The 25,777-nt window shown below is 63.4% G+C and carries 22 protein-coding genes and 1 pseudogene; 9 read left to right on the top strand and 14 right to left on the bottom strand.

All coding sequences use genetic code 11. The features are described 5' to 3' along the window. Positions 1–113 precede the first annotated feature (113 nt). A complete protein-coding gene (locus G335_RS0109230; RefSeq protein WP_196802250.1) occupies positions 114–596 on the top strand; it encodes a hypothetical protein in 483 nt (160 codons plus the stop codon). Positions 597–1,083: 487 nt separating this feature from the next. Here the strand turns inward: G335_RS0109230 and G335_RS0109225 are convergent, their stop codons facing one another. Further along, complete coding sequence (locus G335_RS0109225; RefSeq protein WP_018168032.1) at positions 1,084–1,455, bottom strand: rhodanese-like domain-containing protein; 372 nt, start codon at positions 1,453–1,455, stop codon at positions 1,084–1,086. Between the two features lie 136 nt (positions 1,456–1,591). Here G335_RS0109225 and G335_RS0109220 point away from each other — a divergent pair, with 136 nt between their 5' ends. Further along, positions 1,592–1,960 carry a rhodanese-like domain-containing protein gene (locus tag G335_RS0109220; protein WP_018168031.1) on the top strand — a complete coding sequence of 123 codons (369 nt, stop codon included), beginning with the start codon at positions 1,592–1,594 and terminating at the stop codon, positions 1,958–1,960. A gap of 199 nt (positions 1,961–2,159) precedes the next feature. On the opposite strand, the gene G335_RS0109215 is transcribed toward G335_RS0109220, so the two are convergent. Next, positions 2,160–2,363: a hypothetical protein gene (locus G335_RS0109215; RefSeq protein ID WP_018168030.1), complete on the bottom strand. Its 204-nt coding sequence runs from the start codon at positions 2,361–2,363 to the stop codon at positions 2,160–2,162. Positions 2,364–2,562: 199 nt separating this feature from the next. Between G335_RS0109215 and G335_RS0109210 the strand changes: the two genes are divergently transcribed. Together G335_RS0109210 and katG are read left to right on the top strand one after the other, a co-directional pair. After that, positions 2,563–3,111: a glutathione peroxidase gene (locus tag G335_RS0109210; RefSeq protein ID WP_018168029.1), complete on the top strand. Its 549-nt coding sequence runs from the start codon at positions 2,563–2,565 to the stop codon at positions 3,109–3,111. Positions 3,112–3,346: 235 nt separating this feature from the next. Then, positions 3,347–5,539 (top strand): catalase/peroxidase HPI, encoded by a 2,193-nt coding sequence (katG, locus tag G335_RS0109205; RefSeq protein ID WP_018176554.1) that lies wholly within the window; start codon positions 3,347–3,349, stop codon positions 5,537–5,539. Between the two features lie 361 nt (positions 5,540–5,900). Here the strand turns inward: katG and G335_RS0109200 are convergent, their stop codons facing one another. From G335_RS0109200 to G335_RS0109190, 3 genes are all read right to left on the bottom strand, one after another. Beyond that, positions 5,901–7,100 carry an NnrS family protein gene (locus G335_RS0109200; protein ID WP_018176553.1) on the bottom strand — a complete coding sequence of 400 codons (1,200 nt, stop codon included), beginning with the start codon at positions 7,098–7,100 and terminating at the stop codon, positions 5,901–5,903. A 232-nt stretch (positions 7,101–7,332) separates the two neighbouring features. Then, complete coding sequence (locus G335_RS0109195) at positions 7,333–7,665, bottom strand: DUF3634 family protein (protein WP_018176552.1); 333 nt, start codon at positions 7,663–7,665, stop codon at positions 7,333–7,335. A 157-nt stretch (positions 7,666–7,822) separates the two neighbouring features. Further along, positions 7,823–9,190 carry a DUF2254 domain-containing protein gene (locus tag G335_RS0109190; RefSeq protein WP_018176551.1) on the bottom strand — a complete coding sequence of 456 codons (1,368 nt, stop codon included), beginning with the start codon at positions 9,188–9,190 and terminating at the stop codon, positions 7,823–7,825. Positions 9,191–10,089: 899 nt separating this feature from the next. Here G335_RS0109190 and G335_RS0109180 point away from each other — a divergent pair. Further along, positions 10,090–10,695 carry a PEP-CTERM sorting domain-containing protein gene (locus tag G335_RS0109180; RefSeq protein ID WP_018168024.1) on the top strand — a complete coding sequence of 202 codons (606 nt, stop codon included), beginning with the start codon at positions 10,090–10,092 and terminating at the stop codon, positions 10,693–10,695. A 483-nt stretch (positions 10,696–11,178) separates the two neighbouring features. Here G335_RS0109180 and G335_RS13940 read toward each other — a convergent pair whose 3' ends face one another. Together G335_RS13940 and G335_RS0109175 are read right to left on the bottom strand one after the other, a co-directional pair. After that, positions 11,179–11,622, bottom strand: a complete 444-nt coding sequence (locus G335_RS13940) for an N-acetyltransferase (protein ID WP_081623061.1) — start codon at positions 11,620–11,622, stop codon at positions 11,179–11,181. A 146-nt stretch (positions 11,623–11,768) separates the two neighbouring features. Further along, a complete protein-coding gene (locus G335_RS0109175; RefSeq protein WP_018168022.1) occupies positions 11,769–12,209 on the bottom strand; it encodes a hypothetical protein in 441 nt (146 codons plus the stop codon). Between the two features lie 324 nt (positions 12,210–12,533). Here G335_RS0109175 and G335_RS14360 point away from each other — a divergent pair. Beyond that, positions 12,534–12,635: pseudogene (locus G335_RS14360) on the top strand (type II toxin-antitoxin system RelE/ParE family toxin); the annotation flags it as partial. Positions 12,636–12,809: 174 nt separating this feature from the next. Here G335_RS14360 and G335_RS0109170 read toward each other — a convergent pair. The 6 genes from G335_RS0109170 to G335_RS0109150 all read right to left on the bottom strand — a co-directional run bounded on the left by G335_RS0109170 (position 12,810) and on the right by G335_RS0109150 (position 22,081). Next, complete coding sequence (locus tag G335_RS0109170; RefSeq protein WP_018176550.1) at positions 12,810–14,003, bottom strand: diguanylate cyclase domain-containing protein; 1,194 nt, start codon at positions 14,001–14,003, stop codon at positions 12,810–12,812. Between the two features lie 375 nt (positions 14,004–14,378). Beyond that, positions 14,379–14,972, bottom strand: a complete 594-nt coding sequence (locus G335_RS0109165) for a hypothetical protein (protein WP_026304802.1) — start codon at positions 14,970–14,972, stop codon at positions 14,379–14,381. Between the two features lie 516 nt (positions 14,973–15,488). After that, positions 15,489–16,010, bottom strand: coding sequence for a hypothetical protein (locus G335_RS0109160; protein WP_155986713.1), 522 nt, complete (start codon positions 16,008–16,010; stop codon positions 15,489–15,491). A 130-nt stretch (positions 16,011–16,140) separates the two neighbouring features. After that, on the bottom strand, positions 16,141–17,148 hold the full coding sequence (locus G335_RS0109155) for a restriction endonuclease (protein WP_018176547.1): 1,008 nt from the start codon (positions 17,146–17,148) through the stop codon (positions 16,141–16,143). Between the two features lie 277 nt (positions 17,149–17,425). Beyond that, complete coding sequence (locus tag G335_RS13930) at positions 17,426–18,499, bottom strand: FRG domain-containing protein (RefSeq protein WP_081623060.1); 1,074 nt, start codon at positions 18,497–18,499, stop codon at positions 17,426–17,428. 72 nt (positions 18,500–18,571) lie between these two features. Beyond that, entirely contained in the window at positions 18,572–22,081 is a 3,510-nt protein-coding gene (locus G335_RS0109150) for a DNA methyltransferase (RefSeq protein WP_018176546.1), read from the bottom strand. Positions 22,082–22,730: 649 nt separating this feature from the next. On the opposite strand from G335_RS0109150, the gene G335_RS0109145 reads away from it, so the two are divergent. Further along, entirely contained in the window at positions 22,731–23,066 is a 336-nt protein-coding gene (locus G335_RS0109145; protein ID WP_018168017.1) for a hypothetical protein, read from the top strand. A 412-nt stretch (positions 23,067–23,478) separates the two neighbouring features. Here G335_RS0109145 and corA read toward each other — a convergent pair whose 3' ends face one another. After that, positions 23,479–24,561, bottom strand: coding sequence for a magnesium/cobalt transporter CorA (gene corA, locus G335_RS0109140; protein WP_018176545.1), 1,083 nt, complete (start codon positions 24,559–24,561; stop codon positions 23,479–23,481). A gap of 140 nt (positions 24,562–24,701) precedes the next feature. Between corA and G335_RS0109135 the strand changes: the two genes are divergently transcribed. Continuing rightward, on the top strand, positions 24,702–25,187 hold the full coding sequence (locus G335_RS0109135) for a universal stress protein (protein ID WP_018146349.1): 486 nt from the start codon (positions 24,702–24,704) through the stop codon (positions 25,185–25,187). A gap of 22 nt (positions 25,188–25,209) precedes the next feature. Then, a complete protein-coding gene (locus tag G335_RS0109130) occupies positions 25,210–25,464 on the top strand; it encodes a Smr/MutS family protein (protein ID WP_018176544.1) in 255 nt (84 codons plus the stop codon). Positions 25,465–25,777: the final 313 nt, after the last annotated feature.

The following is a 25,777-nucleotide window of genomic DNA, read 5'->3' as shown; positions in this document are numbered from 1 at the left end:
GGCGCTGGAGGGGAGCAGGCGCATAACCGAAGCCCTACGGGGTCAAACCTTGCCCTTTGCCCGCGCCTACGGCCCGTGCCGGAAAGCCAGACTGGATTGGAGAGACACGTTTGATGAATCGATCGTGGCCCGTGTTGGGCCTTTGCATCTCTCTGGTTTTCGCCGGCGCAGCCTGGGCGGACACCACGGAGCTGGACGGCGACTGGGCCTGTCCTGCCGTAATGCAACTGGCCGCCATTGGCTCGAGCCAGCTGAATCTGCAGCTCGATACGCGCTCCCGTCTGCATCCGGACGGGCGGTACCAGAGCGAGGGCGATGCCGTGGCCCAGTTCGGCCTGTGGCCGCTCACGCTGATCGCGACCAGCGAGGGGCAGTGGCAGCGCGAGGAGCAGCAGCTCACGCTCACCGTGGAAGCCCTGGACCTGTCGCCCGGCTCCCCATCAGGTGTCGAACTCCAGCGCCAGCTGATCCGGCAGATCACTACGCGGCTACCGGAACTCCCGCATACGGAGGTCACGCGGATCGTCACCGAATCGCCCACGCGCCTCGTGGTCGAGCACGCGTCCGGCGAACAGTACACCTGCCAACGACTGTGAGCCCTCGCGCGGGCGCAGACCGAGATCTGCCCCGTCTTCCCCTTTCCTGATTAACCACGAGAGTCAGCCAGTCACGGGGATCATCCGGGGACGACAATGGCCCGTCGCAGGGTGCTTTAATCCGGGCCTTTTGGGAATGTCACTCTCCCCGGGGCCCTTGCCCCTGCACTGTCATCCCGGCCGGAGCGAAGCGACGAGCCGGGATCTCCCCCGTCGGGGCAACCCCAGCCGCCGCCGAGATCCCGGATAACCGCTACGCGGTTTCCGGGATGACGAAGAAGGAGGCGCGTGGAGCCGCTGGGCGCGTACCGTTGCGCTCCAGGGCCACCTTCGGCCACCGGGTGCTGGACACACCCGAGCCCGCACGGTCCTTGGACCTGGCTGACCCTCGTGGCGAATCAGCGTTTCTTTAAGATGGGGCAACGGGAAGATGGGGCAACGGGCAAGGTCGGAAAATCCGAAGCTGGACCCCCAGGCCGTCCGGTCGTCAGGCGGAGCTCTTCGAGGTGTCGTTTGCCTTCTGGTAGGCGCGCAGTCCCCCGGCGATGGACTGGACATTGGTATAGCCCAGATCCACCAGCTGGGCCGCCGCCAATGCCCCGCGGTTGCCACCATTGCAGAAACAGACCATGGGCGCGTCCTTGTCTGGTGCGACTCCCTCGATCTGACGCGTGATGGAATCCAGCGCTACATTGCGGGCGCTCGGCAGGCTGCCTTTCTGGTACTCCCCGGGTTCGCGCACATCGATGGCCACCGCACCGGATGCCAGGCTGGCGTCTACCTGTTGCGGCTCGATCTCGTTGATGCGAGCGCGCGCGGCTTGCGCCCGACGGAGAAACTCTTCGTCGTGATGATCCATAATGATTTTCCTTTCGGCGATGGTTTTTCGCGCGGTCAGTGCTGAGAACAGCCCATCCTCGCCGCGTCGCGAATTAGGTACGGGGCACAAGACAAAGTTCGACCGCGTTCTTGCCTGTGGACAGGAGGTGATCACGATGGGTTTGAGCCAGTGGTGGCCGTTCGGCCGCGTGCCGGAAATGAGCCCCGAGGAACTGGCGCAGGCGATGGAGAATGCCCAGGTGCAAGTGCTGGATGTGCGCACCGGTGTCGAGCATCGTCGGAGTCGTATCCCGGGCGCGCGTCACCTCCCGATCACGCAGTTTTCCAGGCAACGCCTGGCGGACCTGGAACTCGATCCCGATCGTCCCGTGGTGGCCATCTGCCTCAGTGCACACCGCAGCATCCCTGCCGTGCGCAAGCTGCGGGCCCGCGGCTACGAGGCCCGCCAGCTTCGCGGCGGCATGCTCGCCTGGTGGCGGGCAGGGCTGCCATGCGAGCGGGGAGGTGAAGGCGTCGGTGGATAAGACCTGCGACCGTTACGCGGGCCCGGCAAGCCCAGAAACGGGGCGGCCATCCCCCTCGGCCGCATGCTCTCGGAGTGCAAGGGCGCCGTTTCCGGCCCAGGGCCCAGCGTGCGAGCCCTTGGAGCGGCCGTTGCGCTCAGGCGCGCCGAGTAAACGCAGTTCGCGGCTTGCGTCCGTCCCCGGCCGGCCGGCCGGTATCTCAGTCGTCGTCCTTGTCCTGCTTGCTGCCCGGAGTGATGGCACGTCCCACCGCTCCGGCGGTCTTGCCGGTCGCCTTTGCGGCGCCGGTGGTGACGCTGACGGCGGCGCTTCCCGTGGCACCGGCGACCTTCACGGCCGTGCAGCCCGTGGTCAGCGGCAGGATGATGGCGAGCAGCAGGAGCGGGCGGGTGTAGGCAATCATCGGCTAGAGACTTCGTTGATGTCTGCGATCAAGGGTACGCCCGTCATGCCCGTGAGGCCATGGCATGTCCAAAAGGGAGCACCGAAATGGAGGATGTTCGGCGCCATCGTGGCCCCGGGCTGGCGGTCACGAACCAGCCCTCCACAGAACCCGCAGGTGCGCCGCTGGTCTGAAGGTCGAGCCCCTGTGGAGACTTGCGATGTCCCGTTTTGCGCCCCTGTTCGCTTCCCTGTTGCTGGTGCTGCCGATGGCCTGCGCAACCGCCACGGAGCCCGATACCGAGGCCTTGTTCCAGCACGAGCTGGGCCGGCTGCACGCGTCCGAGATTGTCAGCCTGCAGGAACGCTTCCAGGGCCATCCGCTGCTGATCATCAATACCGCCAGCCATTGTGGTTACACCGACCAGTTCGGTGGGCTGGAACAGTTGCATCAGGACTACCGGGACCAGGGGCTGAAGGTGGTGGGCTTCCCCTCCCACGACTTCAATCAGGAGGCCGACGACGAGGCCGAGACCGCCCGGGTGTGCTTCGAGAACTTCGGCGTCACCTTCGACATGTTCAGGCCGATCAGTGTGCGCGGCGCGGACGCCCACCCGATCTTCCGCGAACTGGCGCGCCAGGCCGCCGCCCCGCGCTGGAACTTCTACAAGTACGTGGTGGACCGAGAGGGTCGGGTGGTGGCGCACTTCCCCAGCCAGGCTGGCCCCGGGTCCGCCAAGCTGCGCCGCGCGATCGAGAGCATCTTGTAGCCCATCGCGCTATAGAGGCGCTCACGGAAAAATAGCGGGAGACTATCTCGATCATGGTGAATATCAACTGGAACTAATGGTTCGTGGGGCCTAGCTTCAAGGGCAGGTGGACAGTGAAGCCCACCCTGGCCGAAGGTGGCCCAGGGTCGGAACGGCTTGCGGTCCCTGAGGAAAGCCATCGATGACACATGGATGACGGCTTCCGAAACACGAACCAGCTGAACGCAGCGAAAAAATGGAGAACGATATGGGTGAGCATCAGAACATGGGCAAATGCCCGGTCATGCATGGCGGCGAGACCGCCGCCGGCCACTCGGTCATGGACTGGTGGCCGGAAGCGCTGAACCTGGACATCCTCCATCAGCATGACCGCAAGACCAACCCGATGGGCGAGGACTTCGACTACCGGGAAGAGGTCAAGAAGCTCGACTTCGACGCCCTGAAGAAGGATATGCACGCGCTGATGACCGAGAGCCAGGCGTGGTGGCCGGCCGACTGGGGCCATTACGGCGGGCTGATGATCCGCATGTCCTGGCACGCGGCCGGCACCTACCGTATTGCCGATGGCCGCGGTGGCGGCGGCACCGGCAACCAGCGTTTCGCGCCGATCAACAGCTGGCCGGATAACGTCAGCCTGGACAAGGCGCGCCGCCTGCTGTGGCCGATCAAGAAGAAATACGGCAACAAGATCAGCTGGGCGGATCTGATCATCCTGGCCGGTACCGTGGCCTACGAGAACATGGGTCTGAAGACCTTCGGCTTCTCCTTCGGGCGCGAGGACATCTGGCATCCCGAGAAGGACACGTACTGGGGCGCGGAGAAGGAATGGCTGGCACCCTCCGACGAGCGCTACGGCGACGTCGACAAGCCCGACACCATGGAGAACCCCCTGGCAGCCGTCCAGATGGGCCTGATCTATGTGAACCCGGAAGGGGTCAACGGCAAGCCCGACCCCCTCAAGACCGGCGAGCAGGTCCGCGAGACCTTCGCCCGCATGGCCATGAACGATGAAGAGACCGCGGCGCTGACCGCCGGCGGCCACACCGTGGGCAAGTGCCACGGCAATGGCGATGCCGGTGCGCTGGGTCCGGATCCCGAAGGGGCCGATGTCGAGGAACAGGGCTTCGGCTGGAAGAATCCCAACATGCAGGGCAAGGCCGCCAACGCCGTCTCCTCGGGCATCGAGGGTGCCTGGACCACCCATCCGACGAAGTTCGACATGGGGTACTTCGACCTGCTGTTCGGCCATGAGTGGGAGCTGAAGAAGAGCCCCGCCGGCGCCTGGCAGTGGGAGCCGATCGAGATGAAGGAGGAGGACAAGCCGGTAGATGCCAGCGATCCCTCCATCCGCCACAACCCGATCATGACCGACGCCGACATGGCGATGAAGATGGATCCGAAGTACCGGGCCATCTGCGAGAAGTTCATGGCCGATCCCGCGTACTTCCAGGACTGCTTCGCCCGCGCCTGGTTCAAGCTGACCCACCGTGACCTGGGCCCGAAGACCCGCTACATCGGTCCGGAAGCGCCGCAGGAAGACCTGATCTGGCAGGACCCGGTGCCGGCCGGCAACACCGACTACTGCGTCGAGGCTACCAAGAAGAAGATCGCCGAGAGCGGCCTCAGCATCGCCGAGATGGTCAGCACGGCCTGGGACAGCGCCCGCACCTTCCGCGGCTCCGACATGCGCGGCGGCGCCAACGGTGCCCATATCCGCCTGGCCCCGCAGAAGGACTGGGAGGGCAACGAGCCGCAGCGCCTGGACCGGGTGCTCAAGGTCTACGAGCAGCTCTCCGCCGAGACCGGCGCCAGCGTGGCCGACCTGATCGTGCTGGGTGGCAGCGTGGGCATCGAGCAGGCCGCCCGGGCGGCCGGATACGATGTCCTGGTGCCGTTCATTCCGGGGCGTGGCGATGCCAGCGCCGAGATGGTCGATGCCGACTCCTTCGCGCCGCTGGAGCCGCTGGCGGATGGCTTCCGCAACTGGCTGAAGAAGGACTACGTGGTCAAGCCGGAGGAGATGCTGCTCGATCGTGCCCAGCTGATGGGCCTGACCGCGCCGGAGATGACCGTGCTGATCGGCGGGATGCGCGTGCTCGGCACCAACCATGGCGGCAGCAAGCATGGCGTGTTCACCGGCCGTGAAGGCCAGTTGACCAACGACTTCTTCGTCAACCTGACCGACATGGCCAATGCCTGGAAGTCTGCGGACAGCGGCATCTACGAGGTCCGTGACCGCAAGAGCGACCAGGTGAAGTGGACCGCCAGCCGCATCGACCTGGTGTTCGGCTCCAACTCCATCCTGCGCAGCTACGCCGAGGTGTACGCCCAGGACGACAACGAGGAGAAGTTCGTGAACGACTTCGTCAGGGCCTGGACCAAGGTGATGAACGCCGACCGCTTCGATCTGGAGCAGTACCAGCAGTAAGCGCGGTCTGAACCGGGCGGTTTGCCCGGCATGCAGACCAGGACGCCCGGGACCATCCCGGGCGTTTTTTTGTGCCGAGGGTTCGGCTACTGCTGCCCGGTGCGCGAATTCCCGGTCGCCCCCGTCCTTCGGCTCCCGCGACCGCCGGAGGGCAACCGCCCGCGCCTGATCCTCCAGGCCTGTCTGGCCCCTGCGAGCCCGCAACCACTCGGCCTCCGGGTGGTAAACGTCGTCCGGCCTTCACCCAACGCCGGTTTCGACGCCCAGGTCGGGCCGTCCAGGACCTTCAACGAGCCCTTCGCGCCCGGACAAGCTCGTCAAGCCAATCGGTTGCCGCAGTCCGGCCTCGACAGTTCGGTAGCTAGCCGTAACGCCCGTCGATGCGTGGTTTGACCAGCATCGGGGCATAAACCCAGAGAAACCCGGCGAAGGCCGCGATCCACAGGAGTTGCGAGGCGCTCATCCAGCTGGCGGTCAAGGCCGGCCAGAGCAGGGGGCCGGCCACCCGTACCAGCGCCCCGATGGCCAGCAGGCCGAAGAGCAGCCCGAGGACCCGCGGCGGGTCAAACACGTTACGTCCGGTATGGCCCAGGGCGACGCGCGTCATCATCCCCAGGGTCATCATGCCGATACCCCCGTAGGTGAAGGCGTGCAGCGCGGCCATCGGGCTGAGGGGCGTGAATTCGGCCACGGCCCGCAGGGCAAAGCCGATCACGATCCAGCCGTAGGCCATCATCAGCACCCACAGCAGTGGCTTGCGCCACAGCGCCGGCGTATGCCAGCCCGTCCAGCGCATGCCATGCGCCACGGCCAGCCCAGCCGCCAGCCCCGCCGCGACCGGTGCCCATGGCAGGAACACCTCCACCAGCCAGAAAGCGAGCAACAGCACCAGGGCGAGACGGTCCAGCCAGTCCCGGTTCACCGGCGTAAAGGCACCATCCAGCCCGCGCTCGATAAAGAACGGGATGACCCGGCGCCCCATCATCAGGATCAGCGACAGCACCAGATAGACCCCGGAGTAGAGCCCCAGGCGCTGGCCGCCATCGAGCAGATCGAAGGCGCCCAGGTAGAACAGGCCGTTGCTCGCCCCCAGCAGCGCGATCTTGCCGATCACGGCGAGCTGGGCCCATTGGCGCGTCTGCCATACCGGGCGGGCCAGGGCGGCCAGCAGCCACAGGGTGAAGCCGAGATCGAACAGCGCCATGGCCACCAGCCCGGGGTCCCCGAACAACGCCGCCACCCGGCCGCCGAGCCAGAGCCCGGCCAGCACCAGCAGCGCGGGCCCGTGGGTTGTCTGTACCCCGGTCCAGTTGCGCACAGCCGTGAGCAGGAACCCGGCGACGACCGCCATGGCGTAGCCGAAGATCAGGGTATGGCCGTGCCAGGCGAAGGGCCCGCCAAAGGCGGCCGTGGGCAGCGCCGCCATGTCGAATTGGTAGAGCCAGGTCCACAGACCCACGACCAGCACGGCGTACAGCCCTGCCAGCAAGAAGAACGGGCGAAAGCCCAGATGGCTCAGGGCAAACCGATACGGTCCCGGCTCTTCGATAGTCAGCTTCAACAGCGCCCCCTTGGCTCCGCCGGGCTCGTACTCGCCATCTCGTCGCGAACCACCCGGACGACCGGTTCGCACCCACTCATATAATGCATGCGGTGTGAAGCTTTTTGCGAACTTGGCCCCTTCGTCATTGCGAGGCCTCGCAGAGGCCGTGGCAATCGGTCGGAGTGGCCTGGATGCCGCTCGATTGCCACGGGACCAAAAGCCAGGGACTGACCCCGAGCCCCGCGCCTCGCTATCCCGTCGCGCGCATGCCGCCGCCTCCCCCTCCGCCGGGCGGGGGTGTCCAGACGTTGCGAAAGGCCTGATGCGTCTTCGGTGGGAGGTGGCGGGAGAAGCGCAACTCGACACCCCGGTCGGTGCGCACGGCCTGGATCCGGCCCTGCTTCAGCCCGTATTGTCGAGCGACGTCCTCGCAGCCCCTCACGAACCCGGACGGCGGCTTGCCGCGCCGCACGCGGGCAGCGCCATCGCGCAGCTCCACCGTAAACACCAGCCGGGCATGCCAGAGCATCAGCGCGACGCCAAGCCCCAGCAGGGCAAACAGGATCAGGAACGTGAGCAGCATGATGGATCGCGGGACAAGGGTGCGCCCCAGTGTAGCGCACCCCATCCGCAGTTCTTCGCCTCCGCTCGTCGGCGACTCGTCACCGCAATAGCCCATTTACGGGCCCAAAAGCCCCGTGTAAGCCCTGGAAATAGCCCTTCAAATTCTCAAAGCCGCGTTAACTCAGTCCGTTACCGTGGTCCGACCCTGTCCTTGGCGACACGCTCAACAATCGTTTCGCATATTCAAAGCGTTCCTCTACCTTCTGGCGGTCCTCAACTTCGGGCTGTCCCTCACTAGCCCCACGGGCAATCATTTCAGCGTGCCGTAACAGCGCAGCGCGATCCTCTGGCCGCTGTACGAATCTCGCGACCTCGGCGATCGTTTCCAGCAGGCGGACAGTAACCGCGGTGTTCGAGCGGGACACTTGTCGGATCTGGTTGAAGGCCGCATCTGTGACGTCCACAAAAGTAGACCCTGGAGCAATCACCCTCAGCTGATCCGTACTGTCATAACGATAGGGCGATGGCATGTCTCGCGTAGCCAAACGACTCAACGCGGACGCCAGGTGGTCTACGCACGTAATTGCCGTGAACGGGTCATTCACTCCCGAGGAGAGGGCACGCAGAGCGACCTCCACGAGTTGGGTAACCGCGAACTCGATGTCCTGGCCCGAAGTCCGCTGGTTACCCAGGGCGAAGGTGTTGTTGACCTGATCCGCAGGCACGTCGGCGGCCCTTTCTCCCGGCCAGACCAGCATCAGGGGGCCACCGGAGACCACATAGTCACCGGGTACTCGCTCCAGTCGAATGACCACATCCTTTTGCATCGCCAACTCGATCAAGGCGTCCGTGTCGATGAACTGAATGTATCCGTCCGCGCTCGCTCGAATGGGACGAGCCTCCCGGTCAAATACGTCCAGAAATGCCGACTCGGGTGGTGTTGCCGACGTCCGAGACGTCCCCCGCCCGATGTGTTCCGGAAACAGGCGGTCCACCCCGGCGATCAACTCGTCGCTCACGCGCGCCACGATTTCGTTGGCCTGCATCGAAACAGACACGTGGTGAATGAAATAGATCAGCACCCCCACGCTCGCGACCGCAAAGAGCACGCCGAGCGTGATTGATATATGAGGAACGAAAGCAACCTCCTCCGCGCGCCGGATGGTAAGGAGGACCAGCAAGCAATACAGGAAGGTGGCAACGAACGTGCCCAGCACGACCTGAGTCGTCGTATCGCGCAGGAAATTGCGGAGCAAGCGCGGCCCCAACTGCGACGTCGCCAGCGACAGGGCGACTAGCGTCATCGAAAACACAACTCCAGCGATGGTGATCATCGATCCGGCGATGACCCCCAGCACGGCGCTGGCCCCCTCGGCTCCACCGGTGAATGTCCAGCCCCACGAACGCAACAACCAGTTCGTCACCGGCCTATCCAGGGCGACGCTTATGAAGGCCAAAAACACCGCGCCCAGGGCCATCACGGTGGGGATGAACCATAAGCTGGATCGAATGCGGTCCCAATACCTGAAAGTCAGTGTTTTCACTATGACGCCTCATTCACTCACATGCTGTCCGCCGGCTTACCGTGGTCCGACCCCGTCTTCCTCGATTCTCCCGACCCCGGGAGATCCTATCTTCCGTGGAGGATGACCAAGGCCGTTAGAAGCATCACGTTCGCGGCGAGGGATGCCCATAGGACGATCGTCTTCCAGTCTGGACTGGGTGGGGCCCCGGTTGTCGAGTGCGACGTCTGAGCCGGGCGAGTCCGGCGGGCGTCAGCACCAGGTTTGGATGTTCCCCTGGTTCGATCACCCCTCGCTTTCTTGGTATGGGGCGTTTGTTTCTCCTGGACATAGTCGCGATCGTAAAGCCCCATCTCTGTCCCCTTTTTTGTGCTACTCCGTTTCTACAGCAGAGTACGCCGCGTGTCGTCAGGACCGGAAGGGGCGGGGGAAAAGGTTGAGATGGCTTCATTGCGCGGCCTCGCAGAGGCCGCGGCAATCCGTCGAGGCAGCCCGAGGCCTTACCGGTCGCCTTCGCGGTGCCGGAGCGGGATCCTCTCTCAGAGTAAGAGCCCATTTATGGGCCGCAATGCGCCGTTTAACGCCCTCAAACAGCCCTTTGGGTTCAGAAAGCCCCGTTAACACGCCTAGTTACCGTGGCCCAACCCCGTCGATGTGACCTGGTCGAGGTCCTTCACCCGTGCACGCGTCAGAACCCTTTACACCCGATGATCGCGTTTGCGACCGCCCCCCGTCGGGTGCGCGTAACCTACGGTTTTCCAACGTCAATATAGAGCGGAATCCAGCGGGCATGGATGTTGCAAATTCGTGGGCGAGCGCAGACCCCAAACCACAACCTGCCTGCGCAGACCCACGAGGTAACAACCATGACTACAAAGACTGTACGGGGCGGAACCCTCGCCCTTCTGCTCGCGGGAGGCATGATTGCCGCCGGCTCGGCCTCCGCCAGCGTCATCAACTGCTCCGATCTCGACGGCAACCTGGGCGACAAGGTCACTCCCAACCAGGGCTGCCAGGTCCTGGAGCCGCTTGACGGCAACGTGAATACCAGCCTCACAGTCGTCAACAATGCCGAGTTCTTCGGCTACTCGGACTGGCTGTTCGACGGCAAGTACGAGGACACCAACGGCAACCTGATCAACGACCCCAATGATCCGGCAACCATCGTGAGCTTCAGCGGCGATGCCCAGAGCGGGACCTGGGAGCTGGTGGTTCTCGACTTCTGGAGCAATTTCGAGAACCTGATGTTCGCGTTCAAGGATGGCGCCGACACCAACATCGTGGCCTACGACATGCTGAACGGCGCCCTGGGCGGGACCTACGCCACCCCGTTGACCGCGCCCCCGTTCGATTTGTCGGGCGCGGGCGAGGATCGCGACATCTCGCACATTTCGGTGTACTACCGCGGTAACGGAAATAACGAAGTACCGACCCCCGGCTCGCTGCTCCTGGTCGGTATCGGCCTCGTGATGCTCGGCTGGGCCCTGCGCCGGCGCAAGGATCCCGCCCCGGCCTCGACGGCGTAAGCCACCGCAGCACCCTGTCCGAACGGGCCCCGGAAGCGATTCCGGGGCCTTTCCCCTGCGCCCGGCGCCCATTCGCCTCCGGCGGGAGGGGTGCCGGTTTCCCCGCGGCACAAGGTTGTGCCGCCAGAACCGCCCGCCGCAGGTGGTTGAGCCTGATGCAGGCTGCAAAGCCCCTTGCTATCGCAAAGGCAATCAAACCGGTGCAGTGCAGCGTGCGCTGCAAATGCCGGGATTCCATTACCGTGGTCCGACCTGGTCATGTTTCTCCGAGGGCCGAAGACGAGGACTAGACTCCGTAGACACGGGAGCAAAGCGCAACGGCTGACTCCAGTGATCTGATCTAGCGGGCGAACGAAAAACGGGGCCGTCTTGGCCCCGAAAATTTGGCGCCACATTATGACGCTCAGCCTATTCTCATTTCGTTACCGTGGTCCGACCCCGTCATGAGTCCGCAGGTCCGCAGGGCCGAGCTGCTTTGCTTGGCTATGCGCTGTACGTGTAGACATACCATGCGCTCTTTTTTGTATTAAGGGAGTCGTAAAGTTTTTGAGCCGGATGATTGTCTTGGGCTGTAAGCCATTGAAGTCTTGCTGCACCCTTTTCCCGGGCGAACTCCAGGCAATGATTGATCAGCCGCTTACCTATCCCGTTTCCTCTATGGGCTGGCAATGTATAAAGGTCGCTCATAACGCCGACCCGGGCTGGAATACTGGATACATACGTGAAATATACAGTAGCAAAAGCCACGGCGTCTCCGGCTTTGCTCCTGAACAGGAAAATGCAGCCATTATTTCCATTTTCGCTGAACTGCGAGAAGAACACTCGATTCTTCTCGTCATCAATTTCCTGAACCTTGTAGAACTCCTGGTATTTTCTAATCAGCGGCAGTACTTCTTCGATGTTCTTACTTGACACTGCTTCTATCACTTGACGAGTCCTCTAAAAGCATAACGCCAACAGCACGCGCGCCTGCGCAATGGAGGCGAAGACGCACGGGACTTCGGGGGCAGACCTTGCCTCTTGCCCCGGGGCAGGGTCCGGGAAGGCTGCAGAATCGGGAAGGGTCTTCGGCGTCATCGCGGCGTGTCCTCCAGCAGGATCTGGCCCGGGGTGGGCTCCCGGAAGAATTCGGCCCGGAATTCGCGGCGCGCGCGGATGCGCTGGTTCGTGCACTCGACCATCTGGGCTTGGGAGTCCCAGCTGTCGCAGCCGTCCGGCACCTCGTACTGCGCGATGAATGCGCGTTCGAACTCACGCTCTCTGCGTGCCTGTGCGGCTTCGCGCTGACGGAGCGCCTCTTCACGCTGACGGGCCGCCTCTTGATGTCGGTGTTGCTGTTGCAGGCGTTCCTGTTGGCTGCGCAGACCGTCGAGCGCCGGTTTGACGAGTTGCTCGGCGGCCTCGGTCTGAACGACTCCGAGCCGCTCCAGCATGTTGTTCACGGCCCGGATCTGCATGTGGTAGTGGAGCAGATAGGCAAGTGCGAGGACGAGCGCCAGGATCAGCACGACCATGAGGAGTTGTTTGGTGCTTCGGTCCAGCGCTAATTCTTCTGGGGCGGCAGGCTTGCGCCCCCGCCTACGACGGGGCGGCCCGTCGCGGTCGTAATCTCGGTCTGATAGCGCCATCCGTGCAGCTCTCTCGTTGTTGTTCTGGGTCGTTCCTCGGCGGAAACCATATCAATCTTGAGCCAATCGCGCGTGTGTGCGCCCAGGGCGGCATGAAGGGCCCATTTCGGCGGTGAAATGCCTCGACTAAGGGCCCGAAACCGCGCTTGAGAGCAGGAAAGTCTCGTCCCTACAGCGGGTTACCGTGGTCCGACCCCGTTATGAGTCCACCGCATCGTGTACCGGCGTGATCCCGGTCGGGTGAGGGTTGTCCGCGTCTGGCGAAGCGAACGCCTGCTGCACCACCCTGGTGGAGCGTCGAAGAAGAACTAGGCAGCCACCAGACCTCCGCTCACGGTTCGTGGCGTTTGAGCGCACGCAAGCCCAGCCCACCGTCATTGCGAGGCCTCGCAGAGGCCGCGGCAATCGGCCGGACTGGCCCGAGACCTTGTTGGTAGCATTCGCGGTGCCGGATCGGATCGGAAAGGTGGTGTCCTCTTTCTCCGGCTACGTCCCGCGCCCCGCCTTGAGACCATACATCGCGCGGTCGGCTCGCCCCAGCAGTTCGTCTGGATCGCCGTCTCCCGGGCCGGAGGCCCAGCCCAGAGTCATCGCCAGCGTGACCTCGCCCGCAGCAAGCCGGACCGGCCGGGACACCGCCGCCTGCAGCCGCTTCCCCTCGGCTTCGGTTGAGTGCTCGCCAAACAGCAGCACCGCAAACTCGTCACCCCCGACCCGGGCCACACAGGCCGGCTCGCTGAGCGCCTCCTCCAGCCGGCGTGCGACGACTCCCAGCAGTTCGTCGCCCGCCGCGTGACCGAACCGATCGTTCACCGGCTTGAACTGGTCGAGATCGATGAAGCCCACGGAGAACGCTTCGCCGGTCCGTTGGGACCAGGCGATTGCGTCCTGCAGGCGCTTATAGAAAGCACGCCGGTTGGGTAGACCGGTCAGCGGGTCGTGGCTAGCCTCGTGCTGCAGCTGGCGTCCGGCCTCGTCGAGCTGTGACGCCTGCTCGCGCAAATCATGGTGCATGGTCACCAGGGTCCGCCGGGTGAGCAGAATCAGAGCCAACGCGAACACCACGCCGCCGCCACCGAACACCAGCATGAAGCGCTGCGTGTGCGCCCCGACTTCGCCTGCGCGCTCGGCTGCCGCTTCCATCTGTGCGCGTTCATGTGCTCGCAACGCCTCGATGGAGCTGTCGAACTCCCGATCAAGATCAAACAGACGCTCGCTCAGGATCGCCATTGCCGGCGCGATCTCCTCGCGGGCCGCCAGGTCCACCACCTGGTCTTGCAGCCTCACGATCTCCGGGATCAGGGCATCCTGTTCCTGGAGCTTTGCCCGCGCCGAATCCTCGGTCACGCGCTCATTGAGGGCCGCTCGCACCTCGCCGACCCGGTTCCCCCAGCGGTGGTACGCCATCATCAGGTCATCACGCTCGAAGGGGTCGTCGGTGATGACCTGATTCACCATGGTCTGGTGGCGATTGTAGGCGGCCTCCAGCAGATCGGACGCCAGCTGGATGCGCTGTCCTCGCTCCTCCGTGATGTGATGCAGCTCGTCCAGCAGGCGCTGGTTCTGCCACAGGCTGTTGCCCACAATCACAATCATGCCCGCCAGCAGGACCACGAAAGCGACCGTGATGGCGTTCAACAACCGCCCGCTGATCCGCTGCACCTTTTGCGAGAACTGCATCGACTACTCCTTCCAAGGGGCGAGCATGGGGAGCCACCCTCCCATGGGCCAAGCGCCCCGCACTGTCGCGCGGATTCCGGATAGTATCGGATCAAGCCGTGATTTCTTACTCGAATATGAGGCGGAGGGCCAAAGCCACGTCTGCCCCGTCATTCCCCGCCGTCATTGCGAGGCCTCGAAGAGGCCGCGGCAATCCGTCGGAGCGGCCCGAGACTCTACCGATCCCCTTTGCGGTGCCAGAGTGGGATCTAATCTCAGAGCAAGAGCCCATTTATGGGCCGGAATGCGCCGTTTAAGGCCCAGGAACAGCCCTTTAGATTCCGCAATCGTTTTAAAGTCCGTCTGTTACCGTGGTCCAACCCCGTCACGACCCAGTCATGCTTGCGCCGCAGAGAATGCCCACACAGAGACCCGCAGGCGATCGCCGAGTGCTGGATCCATGCAGAAGCCAAAAGATTCAATTCCGCCGTTGCTGGCTTGGCGCTCATCGTGCCCGGGAGTTTCTTCGAGCGCCGTACTGGCCGCATCCGCCAGTCCGATCTGGAAGCGTTCGGGACCGGTCGTGATAGTCACGAAGAGCGCATGGGCCTCCGTGAGATCGCAGCCGCATGCGCCTAGATAGGTTACGACCTCCGACTCCCAGAACGACTCGAGCCCCGCGCCCGAACCGGACACCAACGAGCCGTAGCCCAGGCTGAACCCCTCCGGCCGCACCCCCTCGTTGATCAGTTCAATGTTCGAGTTTAGGAATAAAGTACCCGGGGCGTGCGGATCGAAGTTGACCCGCACCACATCCAGCAAGCACTGCAGAAATTCTCCCGGCCGGTCGAGTTCTTCCGTGGCTTGGAAAGCGGGAGCGTCACCCGGCTCCGCGGAGCCACCCTGGAAGGCCTCGAAGAATCGGTGAAGATGAAGCGCCGCGGCCGAAAGCTCCTGGCTGAATATCTTCGGCTGTGTCACCGGCTCCATGGCTCTATCCTTCTCGTTCCGCAAGGAGTTGCTCAGGATCATCTACCCTTTTGACCACGTACGTGTATTGCGTTTCCTCACCGTCTCGGCGCTCGCTGAAAGTAAATTCCGTATCGCAACTTATCGATCGGCCAATCAGGTTGATCCTGTCATCCGAGTCCTCATCAAATCCACCGTAGTCCAAGCGGCCCCACTCAGGCGGGACCCCATTCAGATCGAGAATGAAAGGATATCTCTTGTATACCCTGCCATTCTCTGTCCAGCACCTGTTATATCCAATCGACTGTATTTTTGTATTCAGTCGATTGTCTGGTCCCAAAGCCACATAAAGAACAATTATCGACTGCGGATCTTCGTCATAGTTCTGGTCTTCGGTCATCTGGCAACTGACTCGAACAAGTGGCATTTCTATTCTCCTTGCTGTCACTTGTGGACGCATTACGCGCTAGCGGGAATAGGTCGTTTTTTAAACTAGTGCATGCGATGGTGATATAATCCAAATCCAAGAACCATGGTTCAGTTAATTCGACCTTCCTGCCATTTTCGCTTATTTCCATCAAGCAGCCAATAGAGCCACTGACGCGAGCGCAGATCCGACTGTTCCCATCCGTATATAAGAAGCACTTCACCACCGGAGATTCGGTGCAAACTGTATTCACCAAAAAAGTCGGTAAGTTCACGGCCGGACTCCAGCGCGTTGGCCTCTGTACTGGCGTAGCCAATCGTCACGCGGAGTGGCGCAGCGTACAGGCAGCATTTCCAGAAATCCTTGCGCGTCTCCTCAAGATTCCACGCATTCTCATGCTCCAGAACCACGGAAGGTGGATACCAATTTGGACCGGAACACTTCTTGAAAAAACAGTAATCAATATGATTGATCTCGCCGTTTTTCCCCTGGCGGTTAATTTCATAATCCCACGTTTGGCCAATTCCATCCAAGATGGGCCGCATAGCGGCTGTCCATTCTCCCCCTAAGCCTGAAGGGGCCTTTTTGCGGACATGCTTCTCGAGCTGATCCAGAAAGTCTCGTGCCTTCATTTCCTTCTCCTCCTGGCCCCTCATCTCGTTCCAACAGCCGTGATGCAACCCTGTACCGCCCAATGCTGGAGGCTTCATGGGCCAAAGACCGACTCCATCACTCCAGTCCTCGCACTCGCGTTCGGACTGGTCAGGCCGGCCAGAACAGGCGTGTCAGTGGTACCAGCGCGCGGGTTTCCGAATCGGCGTGGTCGTAGTGTTCCATCAAGGCGGTGACCAGGCCGTTGAGGTCCATCAGCATCAACGGGATCTTCGCCCGATCCGCCTCGTACCGGGCCTCTTTGGTGAAGCCACCGGTACTCACGTAAAGCCCCTTGTCGTCCCCGTGGCGGCCGCCCAGGAAGCTGCGAACCTCCTGCGCGCCCATGGTCGTATGCGGCCGGTGTTTCACCTCGACCACGATGCGCGGCGACTCGAACCCGAAGCCATCGGGGGAGGCGATCACGTCCACGCCCCGATCCGGCCCCGGTGAAGACTCTCGCGTCTTGTAGCCCATCGCACGCAGCAGGCCGGCCACCAGGCTCTGCATTTCCCAGGCATCCAGACGGATCACCCGGTCCTTGATGATCTCCACCGCCTCTTCGCGGTAGCGTTTCAGAAGGGCTTCCTCGTCCTCGCCGTCATCCTGCTCCTCTCCGGGGACCGGCGCGGTTGCTTGCCCGCTCAGCAGGGCTTCGATCTCCTCCCTGACCGCATCCGAGATCCGGAATAGCGTGAGGGTAGACCCGAGTGAATTCCGCGCTGCGAGCGACAGACGGTCCCGATCCAGCTCCGCCTGCCACACTACGGCGCGCACGTTCTCGCACGGCGGCAGCACTGCCGTGTCATGCCGGTATTCCCCTGTAATGGTCCCGACGTGATAGATCCGGCGACTGGAGTCGTACGTGAGTACTCGGTCTCCCGCAGCCATCTCGTCCCGAAAACGGATCAGTTGGCTCGCCGCGCTCATTCGTCGGCCATCGGGCCAGTCCGGAAAGCGGGAGCGGTATTCATGTACCAGCGATGCTTTGTTCGCGAAGGCGGACAGATCGCCTATCTCTTCCCAGCCAATGCCGACATGCCCCTTTTCAAGAAACTCATCGGCCTGCCGCCCTCCCTGGCCCGCACGCACCATCCACATATTCGCTTCAGCCATCATGCCCCCTGTTCGATTTCGATGCGGGCCATTGGCCCCGTTTGGATCCTACGTCCCCAACGGCATACGGTGGAATCACGGGGTTACACCTTGCCCTTTGCCTCTCCCTTGATGCCGGGGCAAAAGGCAAGGTCTGACCCCAAAAGTCCGCGAACGGCGGATATGCGATCCAACGCATGGAATCACGGGGGTCATGAATCACGGGGATCAGACCTTGACCTTTGCCTCTCCCTTGATGCGGGGGCAAAAGGCAAGGTCTGACCTCGGACCCTTTATTCCGTCATCTCCATCCTTGTGCATCTGATACCCCTCGCCATCGAATCCGGTCTATATATGACGAGCGCCTTTCTTCCCACTCCTCTTGAGCCTCTTTAACCTCTTGCGGAGTGGGTTCAAGGCTTGCTTCATAGCTGACGTTATACCCGCCCTCGGTGATGAGATCGATAACGTCTGAAACGCTTAATTCCGGCCAGATGTTTCCGTGTTCTACCCATAGGTGTATTGCATCGATTGTTACGTGATTGGATTCTCTCGACCTTGAGATTAGGCTTTCAAATGGATCTTTTGGGAATATGCCCTTGATGCTCCCACACCTTTCCGCGACCGACGCTGCAATCTCTTCGGTGACGGTAAAGGTCTCCGTATGCACCCCAGGCATGTCTTCGAGATCTTCGCCAATATCCATTTCGAGGGCGAATGCACTTTGTGCTGCAGACCGTGGGAGTGGGTCTACGCCTATGGGGGTGAGGCGGTCTCTATCATTCGGTCGTTGATGCCAGAGCGTTCTTACGTCGACAGTGTATAACACAGCGTCACTGCCAATAGCGGGTCGTGGGTCGCTATGAGGATCGTCAATAACGTGGGTGGCGAAGAACAACGCAATGTCTTTGTTTCGACTGAAGTCTAACATTTGAGTTTTATACTGGTAGTGCTGGGCGACAGCTTGTATGTTGAAATCAAAAACTGCGCCGTCGAACTCCCATCTCATGATGTCCTTGACCGCGGGGTGTTCTTGCAATAAGTAGATAAGCTCGTATCGTTTTGCGGTCCAGTAATAGTGTTCGCAGTACTTTTGTCGGGCATTGCCTTTTGTTATGTTTCGGAATAGCTGGGGCTTGCATGAGGGGTGTCGCTTTGTTTGTCCCCTATAAAGTCGGGGGCTGAACTCGGGTCCGGGCATCATGCGGTATTTTTTGGGTGCGGTCTGAACTAAGAAAAACTCGTCTTTTCGTCCTGTAGTTACAGCGCCGAACTGATTGACCTGTTCGGTATCGTTTGAGTCAGCCAGCGGCAGTAGTAGGTCGATGTACTCTGGCAGGGTGGGCAACCGTTTTCCATGTTCGTGTAAGGTCATATTTATCCCCGAGGCTGGGTGAGAGTGATGGTGCGATTCCACTCCAAGGACGGTCGAATGAGCTGGGTCGGATTAAGTCAAAAGCCATCTTTGATCGTCCATCGTGGCCTGGCCGAGGATTTGGAGGGCGGCGAGGACCTGGGTGATCGACTTCGTCGGTTTGCGCTTGAAGTGGCTGGCCAGGGCTTCCGGGGTCTGGGGGCCGATGGCGAGGAGGCGGCGGACGGCTTCGACCTGGTCGGGCATGGATTTGGGCCAGGTGGGCTTTTTGGTCGGTTCGGTGGGGGTCTCGGCGGCGGCCTCGGGTTTGGCTTCGAGCGTGGCGGTGGTCTGGGTGGCTTCGGGGGCCTGGTAGTCGGGGCGTAGCCAGCGGATGTGGCCCTGGGCTTCTTCGGCGGCGCGCTCCGCGTTGAGTGCGACCACACGGGTGAGGAGTTCTTCTTCGGCTTCGGCCTGGTCGGCGGGTTTGTCCGGCAGCGGGGTGGAGGCGCCGGGGCGGCCTACGAGGCGGTCGGCGAGGTCGTTCCAGCCGTAGGCGTCGAAGACGGCGCGGTCGAGGTCGTCGTGCAGTTCGCGCAGCAGGGAGACGAGGCCCTGTTCGTGGATGGTCCGTTCCTTGGCGGTCAGCGGTTCTTCGGCGCGCAGTTTTTCCAGCAAGTTGTACATGCCGGTAAGCGTGAGGTCCGGGTGTTCAGCCTGGCGCGCCTTGCGGTGGGCGTCGATGCGCTCGGCGAGGTCGCCGATGGTGGCGGCCTGCTGGTCGTCGAGTTCCGGGAAGGCGAAGGTCTCGAAACAGCGGGTCTTGTTGTAGCGGGCATCGTTGCCCATGCCCAGGCGTCCGCCTGCCGCGAGCGCCCAGGCGGCATGGATGCGGCTGGACAGGACACCCAAGGTGGCGGGCCGGTCGATGGCGATGTTCACCAGCATGTTGTCGGGCAGGATGTCCGCGTCGAGGAACTGGAAGACGCGATGCTTCGTGGTTTCGACGGTGGCAATGTAACGTGGCAGTCCGGCAGCCATGGTCCGCCAGTCTCGGCGTGCTTCCCCAAAAAGCCACCAGTAGTCACGGTACGTGGCGCGCTTGTTCTGGTCGCGCTCGGGTTTTACACGTTGGAGCACCCACTGATAGATCGCCGGGAATTGGTCCCTTACCTCGTCGGAAGTGAGACGAAACAGGTCGATGACCCTGACGCCGCGCGGCCTCTGGGTGAGGTCCCGGCCGTTGCGGTACTCGCGGATGACGCGGGCGGTTTGGGGTGTTTTGCCCAAACCGAGTTCCGCTGCCTCGTCCGGCGTCACGATGAAGCCGGCACCGTGCAGTTTTACGCCGGGGCTGCTGATGCCCTGATTGGCTTGCAGGGTGATGGCACCTGCTACGTTGGCGCCGATGGTGAGGTCCGAGAATAGCTTTCCCGGCCTGTGGCTCAGTTCCACGGTGCGGGCGTCGTCGCCGGCGTCCCGTTCGTTGACGACATGGCGCAGGGTGCCGGGCTGGTCTCCGGGTACGCCGACGGTCATGGCAATGCGCACGGCGGCGCCGTCGGCGCTGTCCACCCAGGGGTGGTCGGGAATGGCGAAGGCGAGCGACAGGGGCTTCTTGCTGTCGCTCAGATGCGGTTCGAGCACGCGGCGGTTGAAGGTCTGCCGCAGGCTGTTGGTGGTGATGGAGCCGAACCGCCGGGCCTCGCCCTTGCGCACCTTCTCGGCGGCGATGTGCCACCAGTACATGACGAAGTCGGCGGAGTCCGGGACGATGCCCTTGAAGACCTTGCGCACGGCGTCCACGTAGCCGTCGCCCAGGGCGCGGCGCATGGTGGAGGCGCCGATGAACGGCGGGTTGCCGACGATGAAGTCAGCCTCGGACCATTCGGCGCGGCGGGGGTTGCTGTAGTGGTAGACGGGGGTGCGGCCGGTTTCGTCGGGGATGAGTTCGCCGGTGACGGGGCTTTTCTTGTAGCTGATGCCGTCCCAGATGGTGACGGGTTCGCCGTGCTCGTCGGTCATCGGTTCGCGGGCATCAAAGTCGATCAGCGCGTCGCGGCATTCGATGTTGTGGAAGTCGCGCAGGATGGGTTCGGGCAGGCTGAGGCGGCCGTGCAGGCGGTAGTGCCATTGCAGGTAGCCGATCCACAGCACGATTTCGGCGATGGCGGCGGCGCGCGGGTTGATCTCCAGCCCGAGGAACTGGTGCGGGTCGACGGTGAGTCCTTCGGTGTCGAAGGTGGCCTGGCCGGCGCTCAGGTCGCGGATGAGGTTGAGCACTTCGCCTTCGAGGCGCTTGAGGTGTTCCAGTGCCACGTAGAGGAAGTTGCCGGAGCCGCAGGCGGGGTCGAGCACGCGCGTCTCGCACAGCCGATGGTGGAAGCGGCGCAGCTCGTCCAGGGCCTTGTCAGGCTTGTTCTGTTGCAGCCAGGCCTCGGCGGCGACCTGCACGGTGTTCCATTCGGCGCGCAGGGGCTCGATGAGCGTGGGCATGACGAGGCGTTCCACGTAGGCGCGCGGGGTGTAGTGGGCGCCGAGCTTGTGGCGTTCGCGCGGGTCCAGCGCGCGTTCCAGCAGGGTGCCGAAGATGGCGGGTTCGACGAAGCGCCAGTCGGCCTTGCCGGCCTGGATGAGCAGACCGATCTGGTCGGCGTTGAGCGGGATAGGGTCGATGTTCTGGAACAGGCCGCCGTTGAAGCGCTGCACCTTGTGCATCAGCTGGCCTTCGTAGCCGCCGGTGTTCATCGTCTCCCATAGGGAGCGCATGGCGTCGGGGAAGTGTTCGGGGTTTTGCTGCAGGCGCTCCAGCAGGGCGGTGAAGCTGCCCTTGGGCAGGAGTTCGACGTCCTCGCTGAACATGGTGAACAGGCAGCGCTTGAGGAAGTGGGCGACGCGCTCAACATCAAAGCCCTGCTGTTCCAGGGATTTGGCCAGTTCGGCCAGGCGCGCGCTGACCTCGCGGGTGACGCGGGCGGCGTGCTTGCTGGCGTCGAGCTGGTCCGGCGCGAGCCACAGGTGGTGCAGGCGCTGCTGGATCTCGGGGTCGCGCAGGTCTTCCAGGCGGATGCGGTGGCGACTCGGGTCCGGGTAGGGGACGTAGGTGCCGCCGGAGCGGGAGAACTCGGAGTAGAGCTCCAGGCTGCGGCCGACATCGGTGACGACGATGAACGGCGGGCGGCCTTCGTCTTCCGGCAGGGCGCGCACGTACTGGTCGGCCTGGTTCTGCGCGGCGAGCATGGCCTTGTCCCAGCCCTGGGTGTGCAGGCCCTTGCCGGTCTGCTTGGCCTCCAGTACGAAGCAGCCGCGGCGGTAGAGGTCGATGTAGCCGCGGTTCTCGCTGCCATCCGGGTTGCGGATGGTGACGCGGCGTTCGAACACGTAGGCGTTGTCGGCGGTGTCGTCGCTGGCCGGGTCGGGATGGGGCAGCTCCAGCAGCTTGCACAGCTCGGTGAGGAAGAGCTGGTAGTTGGCGCGCTCGGAGCCGCCGGTGTCGCGCCAGCGCTCGATGAACGCCTCGACCTGCTCGGGGGCGGCCAGCGGCGTTGCGGTGTCGTGATCGAAGAACGCGGCGTGGGCCGGGTTGCCCGGGGTGACTTCCATGTGACGAAGGTCCGTTTTCGTTTGGGGGCTACCTTACCGATCCGTGGCGGTGTTGTCGTCTGTGGCTTCGGTTGGAGATCGCCGCGGCCGCGTTGCGGCCTCGCGATGACGGGGTTTGTGGGGTTTGGATGGTGCGGGTGGGGTGGCTGGCGTGGGAGATCCCGGCTCTTCGCTGCGCTGCAGCCGGGATGACGGGGTGGGGCGCCGCGGCCGGGGTTTGGCGTTGGGGCCTGCCAAATGTGGGGCATCTGTCCCGTCATCGTGAGGCGCGAAGCGCCGTGGCGTCCGGTCCGGTGCCCTGGGCACTCGCCAAGCCTGAACCTTCCGGTCTGCGTGTCTTCCTGCTGGTTCTGGCACGAAGCTCGGGCGCGCGGTTCGCCCTGGCGGGCGCATGATCTTGTTTTCCGCGTGGGCGGTGTGGCGTTCTGACCCGGTCGCGATAACCCATGTGTCGTTTTGCATCATTCCGGAGTGGAGTGTTGCGGTGTGAGCCAGCGGAATCGATCACACTTTGTTTCGATGATGAGATCTTCGTCAGCAGGGGTCATGTTTGGCATCCCCCTTGCTCCTTCTCTGGCGCAGTCAATTGAAAGCCTGACTGGCCCGATTCGGTTGGCTGTGACTCGATTCCAACTTGAAGGAGAGAACCATGATGTCGACTTTCCAGAAAACTGCGATCGCGATGGTGCTGGGTTCCATGTTTGCGCTGGGCGGCCTTGGCGCGGCGCACGCCCAGGCGGGCGGTGACGCCGGCGCAGATACCGGTGCCCCGGAGGCCGGTGCCGGTGCTGAAGGAGGCGCTGGCGCTCCCGAAGGCGCTGCCGGTGGCGGCGCGGGTGCTCCGGAAGGGGGTGCTGGTGGCGCCGGTGGCGGCGGCACCATGGGCGGCGGTGGTGCCGAAGGTGGTGCGGCCGGCGGCTCCATGGGTGACCACGACGAAGAAGACGACGACGATGACGATGACGAAGGGGCCCCTGACTGGTAACAAGCCCCAGTCCCCTCAACAAGCCGGGCTCCCCGCCCGGCTTTTTTGATTGTCTCCCATCGCCCCGGTGCTTCCTCCCTATAGCCCGGCCGGGCGAGGCCTCTAACCCGTTATCGCGGTCCGACCCTGCCGTTGTTCCCGGTCGGTCGTTGGCTTTGTTGCTCCGGAAGCTGCTCTTTGTCCCAGTGTCGTCATCCCGGAAACCGCGAAGCGGTTATGCGGGATCTCGGGCGTTTGGGGGTTGGGCTGGCGTTGGAGATCCCGGCTCTTCGCTGCGCTACGGCCGGGATGACGGGGTGTGGGGCTGCGGCGGGGGTGTTTGGCGAGGCCGGGGAAGACGGTGGGGCGGTAGGTGTGCGGAAGCGGGGCGCGGCCGGGTTGCGGCCTCGCGATGACGGGTGGGGTGTGGGGGCTACAGCCAGCCGCGGCGGCGGAAGAGGTAGAGCATGACGGCGACGACGGCGAGCATGATGCCGAGCAGGATGGGGTAGCCGTAGTAGGTGTAGAGCTCGGGCATAGACCAGGGGCTGTCGGGGTGTTCGAAGTTCATGCCGTAGATGCCGACGATGAAGGTGAGCGGGATGAAGATGGTGGCGATGATGGTGAGCACGCGCATGACGTCGTTGGAGCGCTGGTTGATGGCGGACATGTAGGCCTCGATCAGGGTGGCCGCCATCTCGCGGTAGGACTCCAGCAGATCCATGATCTGGATGGTGTGGTCGTAGGCGTCGCGCAGGTACGGGAACAGCTCCGGGGTGAAGGGCTCGAGGTCGTCGCGCATGAGGCGGGCGATCACGTCACGCGTGGGCCAGAGCTGGCGGCGCAGGACAAGGAGCTCGCGCCGCAGGATATGGATCTCGTTGAGGGTGTGGCGGTCGGGCTGGTCGAGGACGGTCTCTTCCAGTGTCTCCAGGCGTTCGCTGATGTGTTCCAGCACCGGGAAGGCCTGGTCGATCACGCTGTCCATCAGGGCGTAGGCGAGGTACGCGGCGCCTAGCCGGTTGAAGTTGCGGTTGGCGTTGCGCATCCGTTCGCGGACCGGCCCGAAGGGATCGGCCGCGCCGCTATGGACACTGATGACGAGGTGGGTGCCCACCACGAACAGGTTGAGCTGGTCGAGTTCGATGTTGCCGTTGTGATGGCGCGGCTGACGCAGGATGGCGACCATTTGCGCGTCGAAGAAGTCCACCTTGGGGCGCTGGCCCTGGTGGCGCACGTCTTCCAGCGCCAGCGGGTGCAGGCCGAAGGCCTCGCCCAGGTCGTGGAGCTGGCGCGGGCTGGGTGCGCCCTGCAGGTGCAGCCAGACAAAGCCGCCGTCGAGGGCCTGCACGCCTTCGCGCAGGGTGCGTTGCGGGTCGAGGTCGACGAGTTGTTCGCGATGGTAGTGCCAGGCGGAGACGGTGGCGTCGTCGGCGTGCGGATGTTCGGTGGCGTGGGCGCCGTGGCCGGGGGCGGCGCCGGGCTTCAGGTAGGTCTTTTCGAACAGGCGGGTCATCGCGATTCCTGTGCGGATTTTCTGCCCAGTATAGGGTGCTGAAAAGTGCTGCGCGCGGGGGGCAACTCTGGCAGTCTGGGCGGCGACTGAACGGCCCGGAAGCGGCTGGGTCCCACGGGGTGAGGAACAAGGAGCGCGGTATGGAACTGAAGACCATGTTGGTGCCGGTGGATGGTTCCGCCAACGCCTGGCGGGCGGTGGAAGTGGCCGCGGATCTGGCGTCCAAGTATCACGCCCGGGTGGTGCTGGTTAGCGTGCTGCTGCAGGGCGAGGTGCCGCCGCATATCCGCCAGCTCTCGGACCTGCCGGACCCGAACGATCCGCCGCTGGCAGCGGGCGGTGCGGCCGTGGGCGCCGCGGTGCCGCCGAAGGTGCTGCGGGATATCGCGAAGAAGCTGATCGAGCAGGCCCACGGATACTTCACCGATCTGGGCGTGACCGACATCGAGCACCATGTGGAAGACGGCTCTCCGGCCAAGGTGATCCTGCAACAGGCCGAGTATCACGACGTGGACATGGTGGTGATGGGCTCGCGCGGCCTTGGGGGCCTGCAGGGGCTGCTCTCCGGGAGTGTCTCGCACAAGGTGCAGCAGCTGGCGCGCTGCATCGTGGTGACGGTGAACTGAGCCTCTACTCGCGGGGTTCGCGATGTCGCGGTTGTCGATCGATCTGCACGAATGCTTTCGCAATGGCCGCCGGATCGACGCCGAGTTGAACGGCGTGATCGAGGCGGCCTGCGACAAGCGCATCAAGACGGTGGAGATCATCCATGGCAAGGGCAGCGGGCAGCTGAAGAAGCGCGTGCTGCGCTTTCTGCAGCAGCCGGAGGTCAAGGCGCGCTATCACCGCCTGGAGAAGGATTCGAAGAACCACGGGCGGCTGTTCGTGCACTTCAAGCATTGATCCGTGGCCTCCTACAGTTCGGGGTGCTGTCGGCGCGTGCCTGCATCCGACTTTGGCAGGGGCTTCGCGTGCAAGCACGCTCCCACAGGGGGGCTTCCACAGGGTTGATTGATGTTCCGGCGGTCCGGAAGGTGCTGTCATCCCGGAAACCGCAAAGCGGTTATCCGGGATCTCGGGCGTTGGGGGTGGGCGTGGCTTTGGAGATCCCGGCTCTCCGCTGCGCTGCGGCCGGGATGACGGGGTGTGGCGCGGCGGCCGGGATGACCTGGTGGGGCGATGGCCGGGAGGATATGGGCTGGGGTTCTGTAGGAGC

Source organism: Thioalkalivibrio sp. AKL8 (assembly GCF_000380525.1).
In the GTDB taxonomy this organism is placed as follows: Bacteria; Pseudomonadota; Gammaproteobacteria; order Ectothiorhodospirales; family Ectothiorhodospiraceae; genus Thioalkalivibrio; species Thioalkalivibrio versutus.
This window is presented reverse-complemented; position numbering and strand designations above follow the sequence as displayed.

Bases quoted from the DNA above. Each gene is read 5' to 3' on its own strand.
- G335_RS0109210 (WP_018168029.1), top strand. From the start codon at position 2,563: ATGTCCCGTTTTGCGCCCCTGTTCGCTTCCCTGTTGCTGGTGCTGCCG.
- G335_RS0109180 (WP_018168024.1), top strand. From the start codon at position 10,090: ATGATTGCCGCCGGCTCGGCCTCCGCCAGCGTCATCAACTGCTCCGAT.
- G335_RS0109215 (WP_018168030.1), bottom strand. From the start codon at position 2,363: ATGATTGCCTACACCCGCCCGCTCCTGCTGCTCGCCATCATCCTGCCG.
- G335_RS0109170 (WP_018176550.1), bottom strand. From the start codon at position 14,003: ATGCAGTTCTCGCAAAAGGTGCAGCGGATCAGCGGGCGGTTGTTGAAC.
- G335_RS0109150 (WP_018176546.1), bottom strand. From the start codon at position 22,081: ATGGAAGTCACCCCGGGCAACCCGGCCCACGCCGCGTTCTTCGATCAC.
- G335_RS0109135 (WP_018146349.1), top strand. From the start codon at position 24,702: ATGGAACTGAAGACCATGTTGGTGCCGGTGGATGGTTCCGCCAACGCC.
- G335_RS0109145 (WP_018168017.1), top strand. From the start codon at position 22,731: ATGATGTCGACTTTCCAGAAAACTGCGATCGCGATGGTGCTGGGTTCC.
- G335_RS0109155 (WP_018176547.1), bottom strand. From the start codon at position 17,148: ATGATGGCTGAAGCGAATATGTGGATGGTGCGTGCGGGCCAGGGAGGG.
- katG (WP_018176554.1), top strand. From the start codon at position 3,347: ATGGAGAACGATATGGGTGAGCATCAGAACATGGGCAAATGCCCGGTC.
- G335_RS0109175 (WP_018168022.1), bottom strand. From the start codon at position 12,209: ATGGTCGTGCTGATCCTGGCGCTCGTCCTCGCACTTGCCTATCTGCTC.
- G335_RS0109130 (WP_018176544.1), top strand. From the start codon at position 25,210: ATGTCGCGGTTGTCGATCGATCTGCACGAATGCTTTCGCAATGGCCGC.
- G335_RS0109160 (WP_155986713.1), bottom strand. From the start codon at position 16,010: ATGAAGGCACGAGACTTTCTGGATCAGCTCGAGAAGCATGTCCGCAAA.
- G335_RS13930 (WP_081623060.1), bottom strand. From the start codon at position 18,499: ATGACCTTACACGAACATGGAAAACGGTTGCCCACCCTGCCAGAGTAC.
- G335_RS0109165 (WP_026304802.1), bottom strand. From the start codon at position 14,972: ATGGAGCCGGTGACACAGCCGAAGATATTCAGCCAGGAGCTTTCGGCC.
- G335_RS0109195 (WP_018176552.1), bottom strand. From the start codon at position 7,665: ATGCTGCTCACGTTCCTGATCCTGTTTGCCCTGCTGGGGCTTGGCGTC.
- corA (WP_018176545.1), bottom strand. From the start codon at position 24,561: ATGACCCGCCTGTTCGAAAAGACCTACCTGAAGCCCGGCGCCGCCCCC.
- G335_RS0109225 (WP_018168032.1), bottom strand. From the start codon at position 1,455: ATGGATCATCACGACGAAGAGTTTCTCCGTCGGGCGCAAGCCGCGCGC.
- G335_RS0109230 (WP_196802250.1), top strand. From the start codon at position 114: ATGAATCGATCGTGGCCCGTGTTGGGCCTTTGCATCTCTCTGGTTTTC.
- G335_RS0109220 (WP_018168031.1), top strand. From the start codon at position 1,592: ATGGGTTTGAGCCAGTGGTGGCCGTTCGGCCGCGTGCCGGAAATGAGC.